The organism is Kosakonia sp. SOY2, assembly GCF_027109175.1.
Lineage (GTDB): Bacteria > Pseudomonadota > Gammaproteobacteria > Enterobacterales > Enterobacteriaceae > Kosakonia.
In genome coordinates, this window is record NZ_JAPVXH010000001.1 from 479,157 (window position 1) to 496,325 (window position 17,169).

The following is a 17,169-nucleotide window of genomic DNA, read 5'->3' on the forward strand; positions in this document are numbered from 1 at the left end:
CCGGCTTACGCCAGTTTGCAGGCGTCGGCTTCCCAGCGGTAACCGACACCGTAAACGGCGCGGATAAAGGATTGTTCTTCATCCAGCGCTTCGAGTTTGCGACGCAGGTTTTTGATATGGCTGTCGATGGTACGGTCCGTTACCACGCGGTAGTCATCATACAGATGGTTAAGCAACTGCTCGCGGGAGAACACTTTGCCCGGCTCGCTGGAGAGGGTTTTCAGCAGGCGAAACTCAGCGGGCGTGAGATCCAGCAGCTTGTTGTGCCAGCTCGCCTGAAAACGCCCTTCATCGACAATCAGCGGGCTTTCAGCATCCAGCCGCTCCAGCTCGCGCTGCGGTTTGCAACGGCGCAGGATGGTTTTCACGCGCGCCACCACTTCACGCGGGCTGTAAGGTTTGCAGATGTAATCATCCGCGCCAATCTCCAGCCCCAGCAGGCGGTCGATCTCTTCTATTTTCGCCGTCACCATAATAATGGGTACGTTAGAAAAACGACGGATTTCCCGACATAACGTTAACCCGTCGGTACCGGGCAGCATCAAATCCAGCAGGATCAGATCCGGCGGCGTCTGGCGCACGTAAGAGAGCACCTGATCGCCGTGGTTAATCAGCGTTGGCGCGTAGCTTGCCGCGCGCAGATAGTCGAGCAGCAACTGCCCAAGCTTAGGCTCATCTTCAACAACCAGGATGCGTGGCGTGTTTTCATCGATCGGTAACTCAGTCATACATCTCTCGTTTTTTCGCGTTCAAGCGGTAGTTCAACTGTAATGCTAACCCCGCCGAATGGCGAGTGCGCCGCGTGGATAGCGCCACCGTGCGCTTCCACAATATTCAAACAAATAGCCAGCCCCAGGCCGGAGCCGCCGCTGGCACGGTTACGCGAGCCTTCCGTGCGATAAAAACGCTCGAACAGCCGTTTGAGTTGCTCATCGCTGACGCCCGGTGCGCTGTCGGCAAAACGCATCACCAGCGTATTGTCGCGGGTCATGACCTGGATAAGCGTTTGCCCGCCCGCATCGGTGTAGCGCAGGCTGTTTTCCAGCAGGTTGTTAAATAACTGCATCAGGCGATCGGGATCGCCAAACACCGTGGCGCTGGCGGGCACTTCAAGAGAAAGTGTCAGATTGCGGCTGGCGTAACGCTCGCGGAAAGCGCCTGCGGCGACTTCGACCAGCGACACCACATCCACCGGCGCTTTCTGGTAGGCCAGCGCCCCTTCATCGGACATCGACAACTGATGCAGGTCATTGACCAGCTTGGTGAGCGTGGCGACTTCTGCCTGCAGCGAGGCTACCGATTCCGGCGTGAACTGCCGCACACCATCCTGGATCGCCTCCAGTTCGCCGCGCAGCACCGCCAGCGGCGTGCGCAGTTCGTGCGAAATATCCGCCATAAAATCGCGGCGCATTTGCTGATTGCGCTCCAGCGTGCTGGCGAGCTGGTTAAAGTCGCGCGCCAGCCAGCCAAGCTCATCCTGGCTACCGGGATTGACCCGGGTGGAGAAATCGCCCGAGGCGAGCCGGTGGGTGCCATCGACCAGCCGTTTTACCGGCGCCAGTAAACCGCGCGCCAGCGGGAAAGTCGCCAGCGCGGCGAGCAGCGTGGCAAGGCCGACAATCAGCCAACTGGTGCGGCGCTGCTGGCGTTCAAAGTTGATATCGGTGTTGCGCGTCAGGCGCTCAATCGGCGAAGCGATAACCCAGCCGACGGTCGCGTTATTCACGACAATTGCCCGGCGTGTGCCATCCTTTGGTACCGGTGAGCGCGGGCCGACCAGCACATTATTATCCTGATCGGCGACCCAGAATTTGGTGCGCCAGCCGTGCGGCGGCATATCCGGCGGCGGCGGGCCAGGGGAGCGCTCCATTTCGTCATTCGGGCCGGAACGCATGTCACGCTCCCCGCCGGGTTCCATGCCTGGCGGTGCATTGTTGTCCATCTCGCGCGGCGGTTCGCCTGGCCGGTCTTCTTCACGGTCGTTATCGCGTTCGAATGAACGCAAGAGCTGGAAAATCACCCGGTCATTGTTGCGCAGAAACTGCCAGCTACCGTTTTGCGCATACTGCTCAGCCAGCGAGTCGCTCAGCATTTGCAGGCGCTGTTCGTTGCCGCGCTTAATGTAGTCAATAAAACCGTGCTCAAAGCTGAGACGCACCGCCCAGTGCATGGTGATCAGCAGAACAATACAGGTGGCTAAAATCGCCAGAAACAGTTTGGCCGTAATACCCGGCCGCCAGAACTTCATGACGCTCTCCTGTTGCGACGGGCAATCACGACGTTCTGGCTGGCGTCATTCGGGACGCGGGCGAAGAGCAACGCCGGAAGTGAAATAATCACCGCCATGCTGAGATAGGTGTAAAGGAAAACATGGTGCGCCACGCCGCTGTCTGCGGACAGATGCTGCTGACCAAACAGGCCGAGCAGCAGCCCGGCGACAGTCACCCCGATACTCATCGATAACTGCATGATCATCGACAGCAGGCTGTTGCCGCCGCTGGCCAGCTCATCGGGCAGATCTTTGAGCGTTAAGGTGTTCATGGAGGAGAAGCGCATCGAGTTGATCATCCCCTGGCAGAACAGCACCACCGGCAGCAGGTAATACCAGCCGAGCAGCGCTGTTGCCATAAACAGCAGGCTGATGGCGGCCAGGCCAAGCGTGGAGCAGACCAGTGCGCGGCGGTAGCCAAAGCGGTTCACCACCTGCACCACGATGCGTTTCATTCCCATGCTGCCCAGCACCATCGGGATCATCATCAGCCCGGCGTGAAAGGGCGAAAAACCCAGGCCAATCTGCAAAAACACCGGCGTCATAAACGGCAACATACCGCTGCCGATGCGCCCGGCGAAACTCCCGGCCAGACCCAGCGAAAAAGAGGGCGTGCGGAACAACCGCAGATTAAACAACGCACCGTCGTTGCCTCTGGCATGCAGCAGATAAAAGAGCATCGCCGCCGCGCCCACCGCCACCAGCGCGCCGAGTTGCCACGACGTTAGCCCCAGCCCGCGATTGCCATCGAGCGCCAGCGTCAGCGTTGCCATGCCGCCTGCGAGCAGCACAAAACCCGCCATATCAAAGCGGCGGGTTTGCAGGGTGTAGTTGGGCATCAGGCTGAGGGTGGCGATCGCACCGAGAATGCCCACCGGCAGGTTAATCAGGAAAATCCAGTGCCAGGAGGCATATTCCACCAGGATACCGCCAAGCGCCGGGCCGAGCAGCGGGCCTACCTGCCCCGGCAGGGTGACAAAAGTCATCGCCGCCATGTACTGATCGCGTGGGACAATTTTCATCACCGTTAGCCTGCCGACCGGCACCATCATCGCGCCGCCGACACCTTGCAGCACGCGCGCCATGACTAACTGATCGAGTGTCGACGCCTGCGCGCAAAACAGTGAGCCGGTGGTAAACAGCACAATGGCGGCAAAAAAGATGTTCCGCACGCCAACCCGGTCTGCCAGCCAGCCGCTGGCGGGCAGCATCACCGCCACCGTCAGCACATAGGCGACCACCACCATATGCATGTGCAGCGGGCTCTCCCCGAGGCTTTTCGCCATCGAGGGGAGCGCCGTGTTAACAATGGTGGTATCCAGCGACTGCATAAAAAAGCCAAAGGCGACGATCCATAGCTGCCAGCGGATATTTTTCGGTAGCTCATTCATTCACTAACTGGCTCTCTTTCGTGTCGGCTAAAGCGCATACGCAGGCGGTCGAAGAAGAGATAGACCACCGGCGTGGTGTACAGGGTGAGTAACTGGCTCATTACCAGCCCGCCCACAATCGTAATACCGAGCGGCTGGCGTAGCTCTGAGCCGTCGCCACCGGAGATCACTAATGGCAGCGCGCCAAACAGCGCCGCCAGCGTGGTCATCATGATCGGGCGAAAACGCAGCAGGCAGGCCTGGAAAATCGCCTCTTCAGCCGTGAGATTACCCTGGCGCTGCGCTTCGAGCGCGAAGTCGACCATCATAATCGCGTTTTTCTTTACAATCCCAATCAACAGCATAATGCCAATTAGCGCGATCAAACTGAATGGCGCGCCGAAAAGCTCAAGCGCCAGCAGCGCGCCCACGCCCGCCGAGGGCAGGGTAGAGAGAATGGTCAGCGGGTGAACATAGCTTTCGTACAAAATCCCCAGCACGATATAGACCGTCGCAATTGCCGCCAGGATCAGGATGACCTGCGAGTTCATTGTTTCCTGGAACACCTGCGCGGTGCCGGCAAAACTGCCGCGCACGCTGGAAGGCACGCCAAGCTGCGTCATCGCGCGGTTAATGGCGTCGCTGGCTTGCGATAACGAGGTTCCCGTTGGCAGGTTAAAGGCAATGGTCGAGGCCGCCGACAGCCCCTGGTGATTCACCGACAGCGGCGCGTTGGCGGGCTGCCAGTGCGCGAAGTAGGAGAGCGGGATCGTTTTGCCGTCACTGTTGACGACGTACATCTTATCCAGCGCGCTGACATCCTGGGTGTAGCGCGGGTCGACTTCCATCACCACTTTGTACTGATTTAGCGGTTGGTAAATGGTGGAAATCTGCCGTTGACCGAAGGCATTATTCAGCAGGCTGTTGGCCGCCTGGACGCTGATACCGAGCCGCGACATGGTTTCACGATCGTACACCAGATTCATCTCCGCGCCGTTATCCTGCTGATCCGAGTTAACGTCGGCAAGCTCCGGCAGTGCGGCAAGGGCTTTGCGAATTTTGGGCTCCCATTCGCGCAGGGCGCTGAGCGAGTCCGACAGCAAAGCGAACTGGTAACTGGCATTGGCCTGGCGACCGCCGACGCGAATATCCTGCACGGCCATCAAAAACAGGCTCGCGCCCGGCTCTTTGGCCAGCTTGCCGCGCAGACGATCAATCACCTGTTGCGCAGTTTCGTGGCGCACACCGCGGGGTTTCAGGGTGATAAACATCATGCCGCTGTTAACACGTGAACCGCCGGTAAAACCGGTGACATTATCTACCGCCGGATCGTCACGGATGATCTTCATAAAGTCCTGCAATTTACCGCGCATCGCCTGGAATGAAATACTCTGATCGGCCTGGATACCGCCCATCAGCACGCCGGTATCCTGCTCCGGGAAGAAGGTTTTCGGAATCGAAATATAGAGCCAGATATTGAGCGCGATGGTGCCAATTAACACCAACCCGACTAACCGCGCATGGTTGAGCACCCATTTCAACGAGCGTGCGTATTGCTGTTGTAGCGCCACCAGCAGGCGGCCGAAGCCTTTTCCCCGGCTGCGCTCGCGCGGTTTATGCGCTTTTAACAACCAGCCGCACATCATCGGCGTTAGTGTCAGGGAAATGGCCAGCGAAATACCAATCGCCACCGACAGCGTGACGGCGAATTCGCGCAGCAAACGTCCCGGAAGCCCCGCCATCAGCAGCAGCGGCAGGAATACGGCCACCAGCGAAATACTCATCGACAGCACGGTAAAGCCGACTTCTCGCGTGCCTTGCAGCGCTGCCTGCAACGGTTTCATCCCCGCTTCCAGATGGCGTGAGATATTTTCCAGCACCACAATCGCATCATCGACCACAAAACCGGTGGCAATGGTCAGCGCCATGAGCGACAGATTATTCAGGCTAAAGCCGCATAAATACATGGCGGCAAACGTGCCGATAAGCGACACGGGGACGGCAACCGCCGGGATCAGCGTTGCGCGGCCTGAACGTAAAAACAGGAACACCACCAGGATCACCAGTGCCACCGAGATAACCAGCGTCTGTTCGACCTCTGCCAGCGAAGCGCGAATGGTCGGCGAGCGATCCTGGGCGATTTGCAAATCAATCGCCGCAGGAATGGTTTGCTGCAGGCCGGGCAGACGGGCGCGAATACTGTCCACTGTCTGAATAATATTGGCTTCCGGCAGTTTGCGGATCATCAGCAAAATGGCGGGCTTCGCATTGGTCATCCCGGCGTTGCGCACATCTTGCACCGAGTCAGTGACCTTCGCGACATCGCTTAAGCGCACGGCGGAGCCGTTTTTGTAGTGAATGATTAACGGTTGGTATTCGGCGGCGGTTTTCAGCTCGTCGTTGGTTTGCACCTGCCAGCGCCGCGTGCCGTCTTCCACTGCGCCCTGCGGTTTGCGCACGTTGGCATTGCTGATTGCCGTACGCACTGAATCCAGCGATACGCCCTGGTTAAACAGCGCCTGCGGGTTTAAATCCACACGCACGGCGGGCAGGGAACTGCCGCCAACGTCAACGTCGCCCACGCCATCAATCTGCGAGATGGTTTGCGCCAGTTGCGTCGAGGCGAAGTCATACAACTGCCCCTGCGAATAGGTGTCTGACGTAAGCGTCAAAATCATGATCGGCGCAGCCGACGGATTCGCTTTGCGATAGGTCGGGCGCGATGGCATGCCGCTTGGTAACAGGTTTTGCGCCGCGTTAATCGCCGCCTGCACATCGCGCGCCGCGCCATTGATATCGCGGTCGAAATTAAACTCAAGAATAATGCGCGTGCTGCCCAGCGAACTGGATGAGGTCATTTCACTGACCCCGGCAATGCGCCCGAGCGAGCGCTCAAGCGGGGTGGCAACAGAGGAGGCCATGGTTTCCGGTGACGCGCCCGGCAGTGAGGCGCTGACCATAATCACCGGAAAATCGACCTGCGGCAGCGGGGCGACCGGCAGCAGCCGGAAGCCGAGAATGCCGCACAGTGTAATGGCGAGCGAAATCAAAATCGTCGCCACCGGGCGGTAAATGAAGAGGGCGAAAAACTTCACTTACGCCTCCTCTTCACGGCGCGGGAAACGCTTTTTCACCGCCAGCGACAGGCGATCGAATAACAGGTAAATCACCGGCGTCGTAAAGAGCGTCAGTACCTGGCTCACCAGCAAACCACCGACCATACCAATGCCCAGCGGACGACGTAACTCTGCGCCGACGCCGGTGCTCAGCATTAACGGTAGCGCACCAAGCAGTGCAGCCAGGGTGGTCATTAATATCGGGCGAAAACGCAGTAAACAGGCCTGGAAAATCGCATCGCGCGGCGACATGCCCTCTTCGCGTTCGGCGGCGAGGGCGAAGTCGATCATCATGATGGCGTTTTTCTTGACGATACCAATAAGCAAAATAATGCCGATGATAGCAATCACATCCAGTTCACTGCCGGACACCATCAGCGCCAGCAGCGCGCCAACGCCAGCCGTTGGCAAAGTCGACAGGATAGTGATGGGGTGAATAAAGCTCTCGTACAGCACGCCGAGCACGATATACATCGCCGCGACAGCCGCGACAATCAGCCAGATGGTGCTGCCAAGCGCCGCCTGGAACGCCAGTGTGCTGCCCTGGAATTGCGTGGTGATGTCCGTCGGGAAGTTGAGCGTCTTCTCGCTATCCAGAACGGCCTGCACCGCATCGCCGAGCGAATACCCTTCCGCCACGTTGAAGGAGATCGTCGTCGACGGGAATTGATCCAGATGGTTGATGCTCAGCGGTGCGTAGCGTTGCTCCACTTTCGCAATCGACGAGAGCGGCACGATACCGCCATCGGTACTGGTCAGGCGAATGTTGTCGAGCGCGGAAAGCCCCGGCGTTTGCGCCGTGTCGTGTTCCAGCACCACGCGATACTGGTTTGCCTGGGTGTAAATGGTGGAGATCAACCGCTGACCAAACGCGTTATAAAGGGCGTTATCCACGTCCGCCATGTTGATGCCAAGGCGGCTGGCACTGTCGCGATCGACATTCACGTAGGCCACCAGGCCTTTGTCCTGCCAGTCGCTGCTGACATCTGCCAGTTGTGGCAGCGCCTGCAGTTTACTCACCAGTTGCGGCACCCAGGTACTGAGTGCATCCAGCGAGTTGGCCTGCAAGGTGAACTGATATTGCGTGCGGCTGACGGTGGTATCGATGGTTAAATCCTGCGTCGGTTGCAGGTAGAGTGCCACGCCGGGCACTTTCGCCGCCGCCTGTTGCAGGCGCTCAATCACTGGCTGGACGCGATCGTCGCGCTCATCCAGCGGTTTCAGGTTGATTTGCAATCGGGCGCTGTTAAGCGACGGGTTGGTGCCATCCACGCCGACAAATGACGTCAGGCTTTCTACCGCCGGATCGCGCAGGACAATATCGGCCACCTGGCGCTGGCGCTCTGCCATGCTGACAAAGGACGCGGATTGCGGCGCTTGCAGGATTCCCTGGATAATGCCGTTGTCCTGCACCGGGAAGAAACCTTTCGGAATGAACACCCACAGCATGATCGACAAAAACAGGGTACCGACGGCCACGCTCAACGTCAGCCATGGGTGATTGAGCACTTTGCTCAGTAGCCTGCCGTAGGCCGCGATGACGCGCTCGAAAAAACGCTCTGACGCGCGGGAAAAACGGTTCTGTTTGCGCAGGGATTCGGCGCTTAGCATGCGTGCGCACATCATCGGCGTCAGCGTCAGCGACACAATTGCGGAAATCAGGATCGCTATCGCCAGCGTGACGGCAAATTCGCGGAACAGGCGGCCGACGATATCCCCCATAAATAGCAGCGGGATCAGAACCGCAATCAACGAGAACGTCAGCGAGATAATGGTAAAGCCGATCTCACCGGCCCCTTTCAGGGCGGCGGCCAGCGGTTTTTCGCCTTTTTCGATATAGCGCGAGATATTTTCGATAACCACAATCGCGTCGTCGACCACAAAGCCGGTGGCGATGGTCAACGCCATTAGCGTCAGGTTGTTGATGGAGAAACCGAGAAATACCATCGCCGCGAATGTCCCGACCAGCGACAGCGGCACCGCCACGCCCGGAATAATGGTCGCCGGAATATTACGCAGGAAGACGTAGATAATCATCACCACCAGCGCGATCGCCAGCATCAGCTCGAACTGGGTGTCGTCGACCGACGCGCGAATGTTGTTGGTTCTGTCTGACAGCACTTTCACCGTCACCGATTTTGGCAGGCTTTCGGTTAACTGCGGCAGCAGCGTACTGATGCTGTCGGCGGTGTCGATAATGTTCGCCCCCGGCTGGCGCTGGACGTTCATGACAATCGCTTGTTGCTTATTAGCCCATGCGCCAAGCCAGCTATTTTCTGCGCCTTGTTCAACGGTCGCGATATCGCCAAGCCGGATCGGTGCGCCATTCTGATATGCGACAATCAACTGGCGATACTCTTCGGCAGACTGCATCTGATCGTTGGCGGAGAGCGTGACGGCGCGGGTTGGGCCGTCGAGGCTGCCTTTCGCCGAATTGACGTTGGCATTACTGATGGCGGTGCGAATGGTTTCGCTGGTCAGCCCGAGAGCCGCAATCGCCTGGGCATTGAGTTTGACACGCACCGCCGGGCGCTGGCCGCCAGAAAGTGTCACCAGACCGACGCCGGAAACCTGCGAGATTTTCTGCGCGACGCGCGTTTCCACCATATCTTCCACCTGGGTCATGGGCATGGCGGAAGAGGTGACGGCGAGCGTCATAATCGGTGGGTCTGCCGGGTTAACTTTGTTGTAGACCGGCGGGTTGGGCAGATCGGAGGGGAGCAGGCTGTTAGCGGCATTCATCGCCGCCTGCACTTCCTGCTCGGCGACATCCAGCGGCAAACTGAGCTGGAACTGCAAGGTCACCACCGACGCGCCGCCGGAACTTTGCGACGACATCTGTTTTAAGCCGGACATCTGACCAAACTGGCGCTCCAGCGGCGCGGTGATCGCCGAAGTGACCACATCGGGGCTGGCGCCGGGGTAGAGCGTCACCACCTGAATGGTCGGGTAATCAACTTCAGGCAGCGCGGAAACGGGCAGAAAACGGTAGCCGATAATACCGGCCAGCAGGATCGCCACCATCAACAGCGTGGTGGCGACCGGACGCAAAATAAACAGACGGGAAGGGCCGCCCGTCCGGCCCGGCGGTAGCAACTGCATCAGGACTGCGCTCCTTTGGCCGGATGTTCACGCTTTGCCGGTACGGCGTCGGCGTTTTTCGCATCCACGACTTCCACTTTCGCCCCTTCGGTCAGGCGGTCAATGCCGTCCGTCACCACGCGATCGCCCGCCGACAGACCGGCGGCAATCACCACTTTCTGGCTGTCCTGAATACCTGGCGTGACGGTGTGTTTGCTGACCTGGTTCTTGTCGTTCAGAACCCAGACGAAGTTGCCTTCGTTGCCCATTTGCAGGGCGGCTGCCGGGATCACTACCGCGTCCTGCTGCGTGGCAACCAGCATGCGCGCGTTGACGAACTGGTTGGGGAACAGGGCATCGTCCTGGTTATCAAAGCGGGCTTTCAGTTTGATGGTGCCGGTGGTGGCGTCAATCTGGTTATCGAGGCTTAACAATGTGCCGCTGCTCAGCTTCTGCTTATTGGTGCGATCCCAGGCTTCCACCACCAGTTGCTGGCCTGCTTTTTGCGCCTGCACCACGGTGGCGATTTCGCTTTCCGGCAGGGTAAACACCAGATCGATGGGGTGGGTTTGCGTCAACACCACGATGCCGGTGGTGTCGCTGCTGCTGATTTGGTTACCGATATCCACCTGTTTTAAACCCACTCGCCCGGAAATGGGGGCGGTGATGCGGCTCCAGTCCAGCTCTAACTGCGCGCTGGCTACAGCGGCTTCATCCGCTTTCACGGTGCCTTCCGATTCGGTGACCAGCGCCTGCTGGCTATCGAGATCCTGGCGCGAAACCAGGCTGGTTTTCGCCAGTTGCTGGTAGCGCGAAAGATCGCGGCGGGCGTTGGCGAGTGTGGCTTTATCTTTCGCCAACTGGCCCTGCGCTTGCGCCAGCGCCACTTTGAACTGGCTTGGGTCGATTTCCGCCAGCAGATCGCCGGCTTTTACTTGCTGGCCTTCCTGGAAATGGATCGCCATAAGCTGGCCCGAAACGCGGCTGCGCACGGTAACGGTATTAGCGGCGGTAATGGTGCCGAGCCCGGAGAGATAACGCGGTACGGCTTCGCGGGTTGCCGTTGCGGCCTGCACCGGCGGCAGCGCGCCGCCGCGCATACCGTGGCGACCTCCGCCCGGCGCGCCCTGGCGCTGAGTCTGCCCGGTGGCGGTAGAAGAAGTCTCTTTATGTGCGAACTGGTACCAGGCTACGCCCGCTACCGCCATGACCACGGCCGCGACAAGCGTGCGGCGAAACGTAACACTGCCTTTCATCGTTATAGGTATCTCATCGGAAAACTAATGGCGAAATAATACTAGTTTAGTAACGGCATGCCCCGGAAAAATGGAGGAAAAATGAAACACTGTCTGGAAACGTATGGCAGGTAGGGTAATTTGCGTTAGGGGGATTTTAAAGAAGAAAATAATGCCGGGAGGGATCCTCCCGGCAAGATATTAACGGAACAGTGTCTGCGCCCAGCGCGCAAGACCAGCGGTGACGGAGCCGAAGTCATCGCCGCCCGCAATCGGGATCCCCGGCAGGGTTTGCGCCAGCGCTTTTTTAATCAGCGGTGAACGCGCGCTACCGCCGGTGAGATAAATCACTTCCGGCGTTTCCGCACTGTTTTCCAGCGCCAGTTGCACCTGTTCAAGGATGCGCTGCAGTGGCTGATTTAGCGCGCTTTCCAGACCATCCTGGTCAATCGCCGCCGCGAGGTCATCGCTAATAAATGGCAAGGGAGCGGTAACCTGGGTGTCGTCGGAAAGGGCGATTTTGCTCTCTTCGGCGCTGCGTACTAACCGGTAGCTCAGACGCTGCCGCCAGACTTTTACCAGCAGCGCCACTTTCTCCGCGTCGCGCGCGTCGCGCAGGAGATCGTTAAGCAAGCGGCCATTGGCGGCGCTGTAAAACTCGGTCTGCGCGGGAACATCGTTAATCGCTACCGCATTCCACCAGGGCAGTATCGGCAGCGCGATGCCTTTTTCTGTCTGACCGCCCATGCCGAGCAGTGGCATCAGGCTTTTGAACGCCAGCGCGATGTCTAAATCGTTACCGCCAACGCGGCAGCCGCTATGCCCTAACAGGCTGGCGGCGCGCTCTTGCTTGTCGCGCCACTGCGGCCCCATCAGCAATAATGAGCAGTCTGTCGTACCGCCGCCGATATCGACCACCAGCACGCGTTTTTCGGCGCTTAACGTTGCTTCAAAATCGAGCCCGGCGGCGACCGGTTCGAACTGGAACACCACATCACGGAATCCGGCGCGTTTTGCGGCACGTTCCAGGATGCCTTGCGCCTGCGCGTTCGCCTCATCGCCGCCCAGCCCCTGGAAGTTGATCGGGCGACCAATCACGGCCTGATCAATGCTTTCCGGCAGTTGCGTTTCTGCCTGCTGACGGATATGCAGCATCATGGCGCAGACCAGATCTTCGAACAGGGCGATTTGCTGCGGTTTCAGGCCGCTGGCACCCAGGAAGGATTTCGGTGATTTAACAAAGTACACCTCTTCCGGGTCGCTGACGTATTGACGCAATGAAGCCAGCCCGAACTGCACACTGGCGGCGCTAACCTCAATATCTTCCTCGCGGTTAAAGCTCATCGCCCGGCGCAGCAGCGCCTGGGTTTCGCCGTCTGTCGCCGGAACCTGATGGTGGCGATAGAGCCACTCGCTAACCGCTTCACGCGTCGGTGCGCAGAGCATCGACGGGAGTAAGGTACTGTTATTTTCCATTTTCAGCAGTTGCGCTGCGCCGTCGCGCATTACCGCGACCGAGCAGTTTGCCGTACCGTAGTCAAAACCAACAAACACGTGTTTATCCCCATGCCAGTGAAGAAGGGGGGCGACTTTAGCCGAATGCGTGGCGGGCGACAACCGGAATATGAAAGCAAGGCGGAAAATCCCCGGTTTGTTATGCTGTTAGCGTCACTATTCAGGAGTTGCTATGTACACACTGCACTGGCGCAAGCCGTATGACTGGGCGTGGATGTTCGATTTTTTACGCGCGCGCGCCGTGGCAGGCGTTGAGGAGATTAGCGCAACGCGTTATGTGCGTACGTTCCATTATCACGGGCATCACGGGTTAATCACCGCCGAGCCTGACGAAGCCACCGCGACGCTGAAGGTCACGCTCAGCGATGGGCTTGTGCCAGTGGCTGAATATTGCCTCGCGCGCCTGCGTGGTTTGTTTGATCTGGATTGTGATGCAGAAATCGTCAACACCGCGCTGGGCTCACTGGGCGCGGCGCGTCCCGGTTTACGTTTGCCGGGTAGCGTGGATCCGTTTGAACAGGCGGTGCGGGCGATTCTGGGGCAACTGGTGAGCGTGGCGATGGCGGCGAAGCTGACCGCAAAAGTGGCGCAGCGCTTCGGTGAACCGCTGGCAGAAGCGCCGGGAATGATCTGCTTTCCCGCGCCGCAGCAACTGGCACAAGCGCAACCGGAAGAACTCAAAGCGCTGGGCATGCCGTTAAAACGCGCGGAGTCGCTCATTTTTCTCGCGCAGACGGTCTGCGACGGTACATTCCCGCTCACTCCACCCGCGGATGTGGAACAAGGGGTGAAAGCGCTGCAAACCTGGCCGGGTATCGGTCGCTGGACTGCGAACTACTTCGCGCTGCGTGGCTGGCAGGCGAAAGATGTGTTCCTGCCGGATGATTACCTGATTAAGCAGCGTTTTGCCGGGATGACACCCGCGCAAATCCGCCGCTACGCGGCGCGCTGGCAGCCGTGGCGCTCATATGCGTTGTTGCACATCTGGTATACCGATGGCTGGCAGCCAGAAGGGGAATAAGGCTGTTAATTGCGCACAAGAGGAAAATAAGGCGTTATTGTCGCAGCAAGTTTGGAACCGGCCAGCGCGGAAAAACCGGAGCGTACACGTAGTACGTGAGGATTTTGAGCACTGCCCGGTTTCAAAATGGCAAGTAAAATAGCCTTATTACCTCTTGTCAGTTAATGGCGAAATAACTGGTATTCAGCATCAAATCCAGCGGCTGCGCCTGCGAAATAATATCCCCGTAGATCAAATCAATACCGATCCCTGACAGGGTATCCATCATCAGCGGCTGATGAGTCGGCCCGGCGATACTTTTCACGCCCAGTCGCTGCGCGTGACCCTGAATAATGGTCACCATCATCTCGTCCATCAGGTTGCCGTGGACATTGGTGACTAACTCAGGCTCCAGCAACAGGTAGTCGGCCATATGCGGCGTGAGGTGGTTAAACACTTCCAGATCGTGTCCGATATGGCTGAAAATAATGCGGCAACCCGCATGGCGCAGGCGTTTGAGATTCTCATTAATGGTGTTGCCTTCACGCATCAGCGCATCAGCATGAATAATCAGATGCAGCAAACGCCCCGGCAGTGGCCCGCTTTCCAGCATTTGCAGTAGTTCCGTCACCAGAGATTGACTTGCCAGCCCAACGACGGACAGGGGCAGGGCGACACCAAGGCCTTTACCCGCGACGGCTGTCGCATGGTTGCGGAAAAATTCATGAAACACCCGCCTGTCGAGTGCGCGGATAAGTTCCGGTTCCGACAACCCTGAGCGGAACGCGTGCTCCTCCATCACCTCCCCTTCGCTGGTCCACAGGCGCAGCGACAACAGCCAGAAATTGCAGGCCTCCGGCACACGCGGAGAGGCCACGCCGCGTGCAATCATCAGCAAATGGTTGTCTTTGATCATATGCCACTGCTCATCCAGCGACATCAAGCTGCGCTCATGCTGCATCAGCCCTTGCTGCGCTTCGTAGACGGTAACGATGCCGCGGCCATTGTTTTTGGAGGCGTAACAGGCGATATCCGCCTGCGACATAACGTCTGAGGCCTGGTAATTGGTCTCATCAATAATCGTAATCCCTGCGCTGGCACCGATGCGGTGCAAACGGCCTTCCCACATAAACTGGTAATCATTGATGGCTTCAATCATCCGCCCGGAGATATAGCGTGCGCTCTCGACATTACAGTCCGGCAGCAGCAGGCCAAACTCATCACCGCCTAGGCGGGCGAGAATATCGGTTGAGCGCAGCATGCTGAGCATCAGCGAAGAAATTTCACGCAACAAGGCATCACCGGCGGCATGCCCGGCGGTGTCATTCACGGCCTTAAAGCGGTCGAGATCGATAAACACCAGCGCGTGTCGCTGGTGGAACTCCTGCACCGTCACCAGCAGACGCTTGAGATGATTTTCAAAACTGACGCGGTTCGCCAGATGGGTGAGAGCATCGTGAGAGGCGCTGTAACTGAGCTGGCGCAACATTTTGCGCGACTCGGTGACATCCTGAATAACCAGCACCGAGCCGATATTTTGCCCGTCCAGCGTGCTTAACGGCGTGACGCTGTAGTGGATATCAAAGCTGCCGCCGGTGCGACAGTGCAGCACCACATCCTGCTCAATCGCGGTACGCGACATATCGCCGCTATGAATGTTTTCCATCACCGGACCGTTATCGCCGAAGGTGATGCGCAGCACCGTCAACAAGGGCTGACCAATGGCGTGTTCCTGTGGCCAGCCACTCATTTTTTCCGCCACCGGATTCATAAAGGTGACTTTCATATCAACATCGGTACACAGCACCGCTTCGCCGATGGAATCCAGCGTAATGTGCAGTCGCTCTTTTTCCTGGAACAGCGCATCGTTCAGCTGTTTTACCTCGGTCATGTCCATATTGACGCCGAGCAGCCGCTCAACTTCGCCGTTCTTATTGAGCACGCGGTTGGCAAGGGTGCGGATATGGCGAATCCCCTCTTTGACCGGCACTCTGAATTCCAGTTTGAAGGCGACGCGGGCGGCCAGCGCATCGCGGATAACGCGCTCGGTTTCCGGGCGATCTTCCGGCAAAATGCGTTCGTACCACAGATGCCAGGTCGGTTTCATATGCGCGGGGACTTCGTACATCTCAAACATACGTTTATCCCAGCTAATGATGTCGGGCTCCAGCTCCCATTCCCAGATACCGATACCACCTGCTTCATTTGCAAGGGTAATGCGCTCCATCAGGCGCTTGTTCACCCACTCGGTCTGCTTCAGATCGTTAATATCTTCTATCTGGGCAATGAAATAGAGCGGGGTGCCGTCGGCATGGCGCACGACGGAAACGGCCAGCAGCCCCCAGACCAGATCGCCATTACGCGTGTAATAGCGCTTTTCCAGCGAGTAGGTGGGAATGTCGCCGCGCACCAGTTGGTCAAGCAGTTCGAGGTCTTTGTGTAAATCTTCCGGCCAGGTGAGCTGCTGAAAGTTCATTAAACGCAGTTCATCCTGGCTGTAACCCAGAAACTGGCACAGCGCTTTGTTGGCCTGCAGCCACTGCCCATCGGTGCCGACTAACGCCATACCAATGGCGGAATATTCCATGGCGTTACGAAAACGCTCTTCGCTTTCGGTAATGTGCTTACGCTCGGCGCGAAAGGCGTACATCACCATGGTCATCACGTTAACCGGCAGCAGGATCATCAAAAACGGTAGCCAGGGCGCGTTGGTCATCACGCTGCTTTTCGGCGCGATAATCAGGTTCGGCTCCCGCGCGATGATCAACGACACCATCATGACGGTGATCAAAAAGACCAGAAACGCTTCCATGCGCGGCAGACGAACCGCGCTCCACATCAACAGCACAATGACGGCGGTGAAAGGCCACGGTAAATAGTGCAGCGCCAGCCAGCTAAGCGTCAGCGTAACGGCAAGCGTCGCCAGCGTTTCCAGCAGCAACTGCGGTTTACGATGGCGCAGCAAGTAGTGCGGTTTGAATAACAACCCAAGCGGCACCAGCGCCAGCGCGCCGATGGATTCTGACAACACCCAGACAATAAAGGTCCGCAAAACGTTTTCTGGCGGTACCAACAAACAGATCAGCGCCCCGCCAACCAGCGGCGGAACCACCGCGCTGCCGATAGCTAGGCGGATCCAGTCGCCCAGATTTTGCAGCGGGTTATACCAGGGCAGCAATTTACGCAGCATTACCGCCCCGATGGCCGCTTCGACAACATTCACGGCGGTATAGCGCAGGTCGACAAAAGAGGCGGAAAAAAGCAGCACGGTGGCGGCAACATTCCCCAGTGCGCAGGCGAACGCGATGCCGGGCCACATCTTGCCCGCGTGGCGGTAAAACGCCACAGTCATGATCGCGGTGGGAAACCAGAGCGGGGCAATGATGGTACCAAAGCGGATCAGTTCCAGCGAGAACAGGGTAAAAATAAAAGAGAGTAACCCTAAACTGAGGAGCCGCAGTCCAGGATAGGGTGTGGTAACCAAAACGCGCTGGTGTTGTTTCTTCATTACCGCTTAATCCGCAAGCCCTGTGCCGTCCGGAACAGAGTCCGACGAATGAAATTTGAAATTTGGATTATGCTA

9 protein-coding genes are annotated in these 17,169 nt (G+C 58.2%); 1 reads left to right on the plus strand and 8 read right to left on the minus strand.

Translation table 11 applies throughout. From position 1 onward, the window contains the following. Positions 1 to 5: 5 nt before the first annotated feature. The 7 genes from baeR to yegD form a co-directional block, all read right to left on the minus strand. The gene (gene baeR, locus O3S68_RS02195) at positions 6 to 728 is read right to left on the minus strand and encodes a two-component system response regulator BaeR (RefSeq protein ID WP_017458511.1); all 723 of its coding nucleotides are present in this window, start codon (positions 726 to 728) and stop codon (positions 6 to 8) included. Further along, positions 725 to 2,248, minus strand: a complete 1,524-nt coding sequence (gene baeS / locus O3S68_RS02200) for a two-component system sensor histidine kinase BaeS (RefSeq protein WP_020454328.1) — start codon at positions 2,246 to 2,248, stop codon at positions 725 to 727. The genes baeR and baeS overlap by 4 nt, the downstream gene beginning before the upstream one ends. Continuing rightward, positions 2,245 to 3,660 carry an MFS transporter gene (locus O3S68_RS02205; protein WP_020454327.1) on the minus strand — a complete coding sequence of 472 codons (1,416 nt, stop codon included), beginning with the start codon at positions 3,658 to 3,660 and terminating at the stop codon, positions 2,245 to 2,247. Before O3S68_RS02205 ends, baeS begins: the two co-directional genes overlap by 4 nt. Beyond that, positions 3,657 to 6,734 (minus strand): multidrug efflux RND transporter permease subunit MdtC, encoded by a 3,078-nt coding sequence (gene mdtC / locus O3S68_RS02210; RefSeq protein WP_269230702.1) that lies wholly within the window; start codon positions 6,732 to 6,734, stop codon positions 3,657 to 3,659. Before mdtC ends, O3S68_RS02205 begins: the two co-directional genes overlap by 4 nt. Continuing rightward, entirely contained in the window at positions 6,735 to 9,857 is a 3,123-nt protein-coding gene (locus O3S68_RS02215) for an MdtB/MuxB family multidrug efflux RND transporter permease subunit (RefSeq protein WP_269230703.1), read from the minus strand. Then, the gene (locus O3S68_RS02220) at positions 9,857 to 11,092 is read right to left on the minus strand and encodes an MdtA/MuxA family multidrug efflux RND transporter periplasmic adaptor subunit (protein WP_160269521.1); all 1,236 of its coding nucleotides are present in this window, start codon (positions 11,090 to 11,092) and stop codon (positions 9,857 to 9,859) included. Before O3S68_RS02220 ends, O3S68_RS02215 begins: the two co-directional genes overlap by 1 nt. Positions 11,093 to 11,272: 180 nt before the next feature. Continuing rightward, entirely contained in the window at positions 11,273 to 12,625 is a 1,353-nt protein-coding gene (yegD, locus tag O3S68_RS02225) for a molecular chaperone (RefSeq protein ID WP_160269523.1), read from the minus strand. Positions 12,626 to 12,758: 133 nt separating this feature from the next. Between yegD and alkA the strand changes: the two genes are divergently transcribed. Continuing rightward, positions 12,759 to 13,607, plus strand: coding sequence for a DNA-3-methyladenine glycosylase 2 (gene alkA, locus O3S68_RS02230; RefSeq protein WP_269230704.1), 849 nt, complete (start codon positions 12,759 to 12,761; stop codon positions 13,605 to 13,607). Positions 13,608 to 13,764: 157 nt separating this feature from the next. On the opposite strand, the gene O3S68_RS02235 is transcribed toward alkA, so the two are convergent. Further along, complete coding sequence (locus tag O3S68_RS02235; protein WP_097405661.1) at positions 13,765 to 17,094, minus strand: diguanylate cyclase; 3,330 nt, start codon at positions 17,092 to 17,094, stop codon at positions 13,765 to 13,767. Positions 17,095 to 17,169: the final 75 nt, after the last annotated feature.

Bases quoted from the DNA above. Each gene is read 5' to 3' on its own strand.
- baeR (WP_017458511.1), bottom strand. From the start codon at position 728: ATGACTGAGTTACCGATCGATGAAAACACGCCACGCATCCTGGTTGTT.
- baeS (WP_020454328.1), bottom strand. From the start codon at position 2,248: ATGAAGTTCTGGCGGCCGGGTATTACGGCCAAACTGTTTCTGGCGATT.
- O3S68_RS02205 (WP_020454327.1), bottom strand. From the start codon at position 3,660: ATGAATGAGCTACCGAAAAATATCCGCTGGCAGCTATGGATCGTCGCC.
- O3S68_RS02215 (WP_269230703.1), bottom strand. From the start codon at position 9,857: ATGCAGTTGCTACCGCCGGGCCGGACGGGCGGCCCTTCCCGTCTGTTT.
- O3S68_RS02220 (WP_160269521.1), bottom strand. From the start codon at position 11,092: ATGAAAGGCAGTGTTACGTTTCGCCGCACGCTTGTCGCGGCCGTGGTC.
- alkA (WP_269230704.1), top strand. From the start codon at position 12,759: ATGTACACACTGCACTGGCGCAAGCCGTATGACTGGGCGTGGATGTTC.
- O3S68_RS02235 (WP_097405661.1), bottom strand. From the start codon at position 17,094: ATGAAGAAACAACACCAGCGCGTTTTGGTTACCACACCCTATCCTGGA.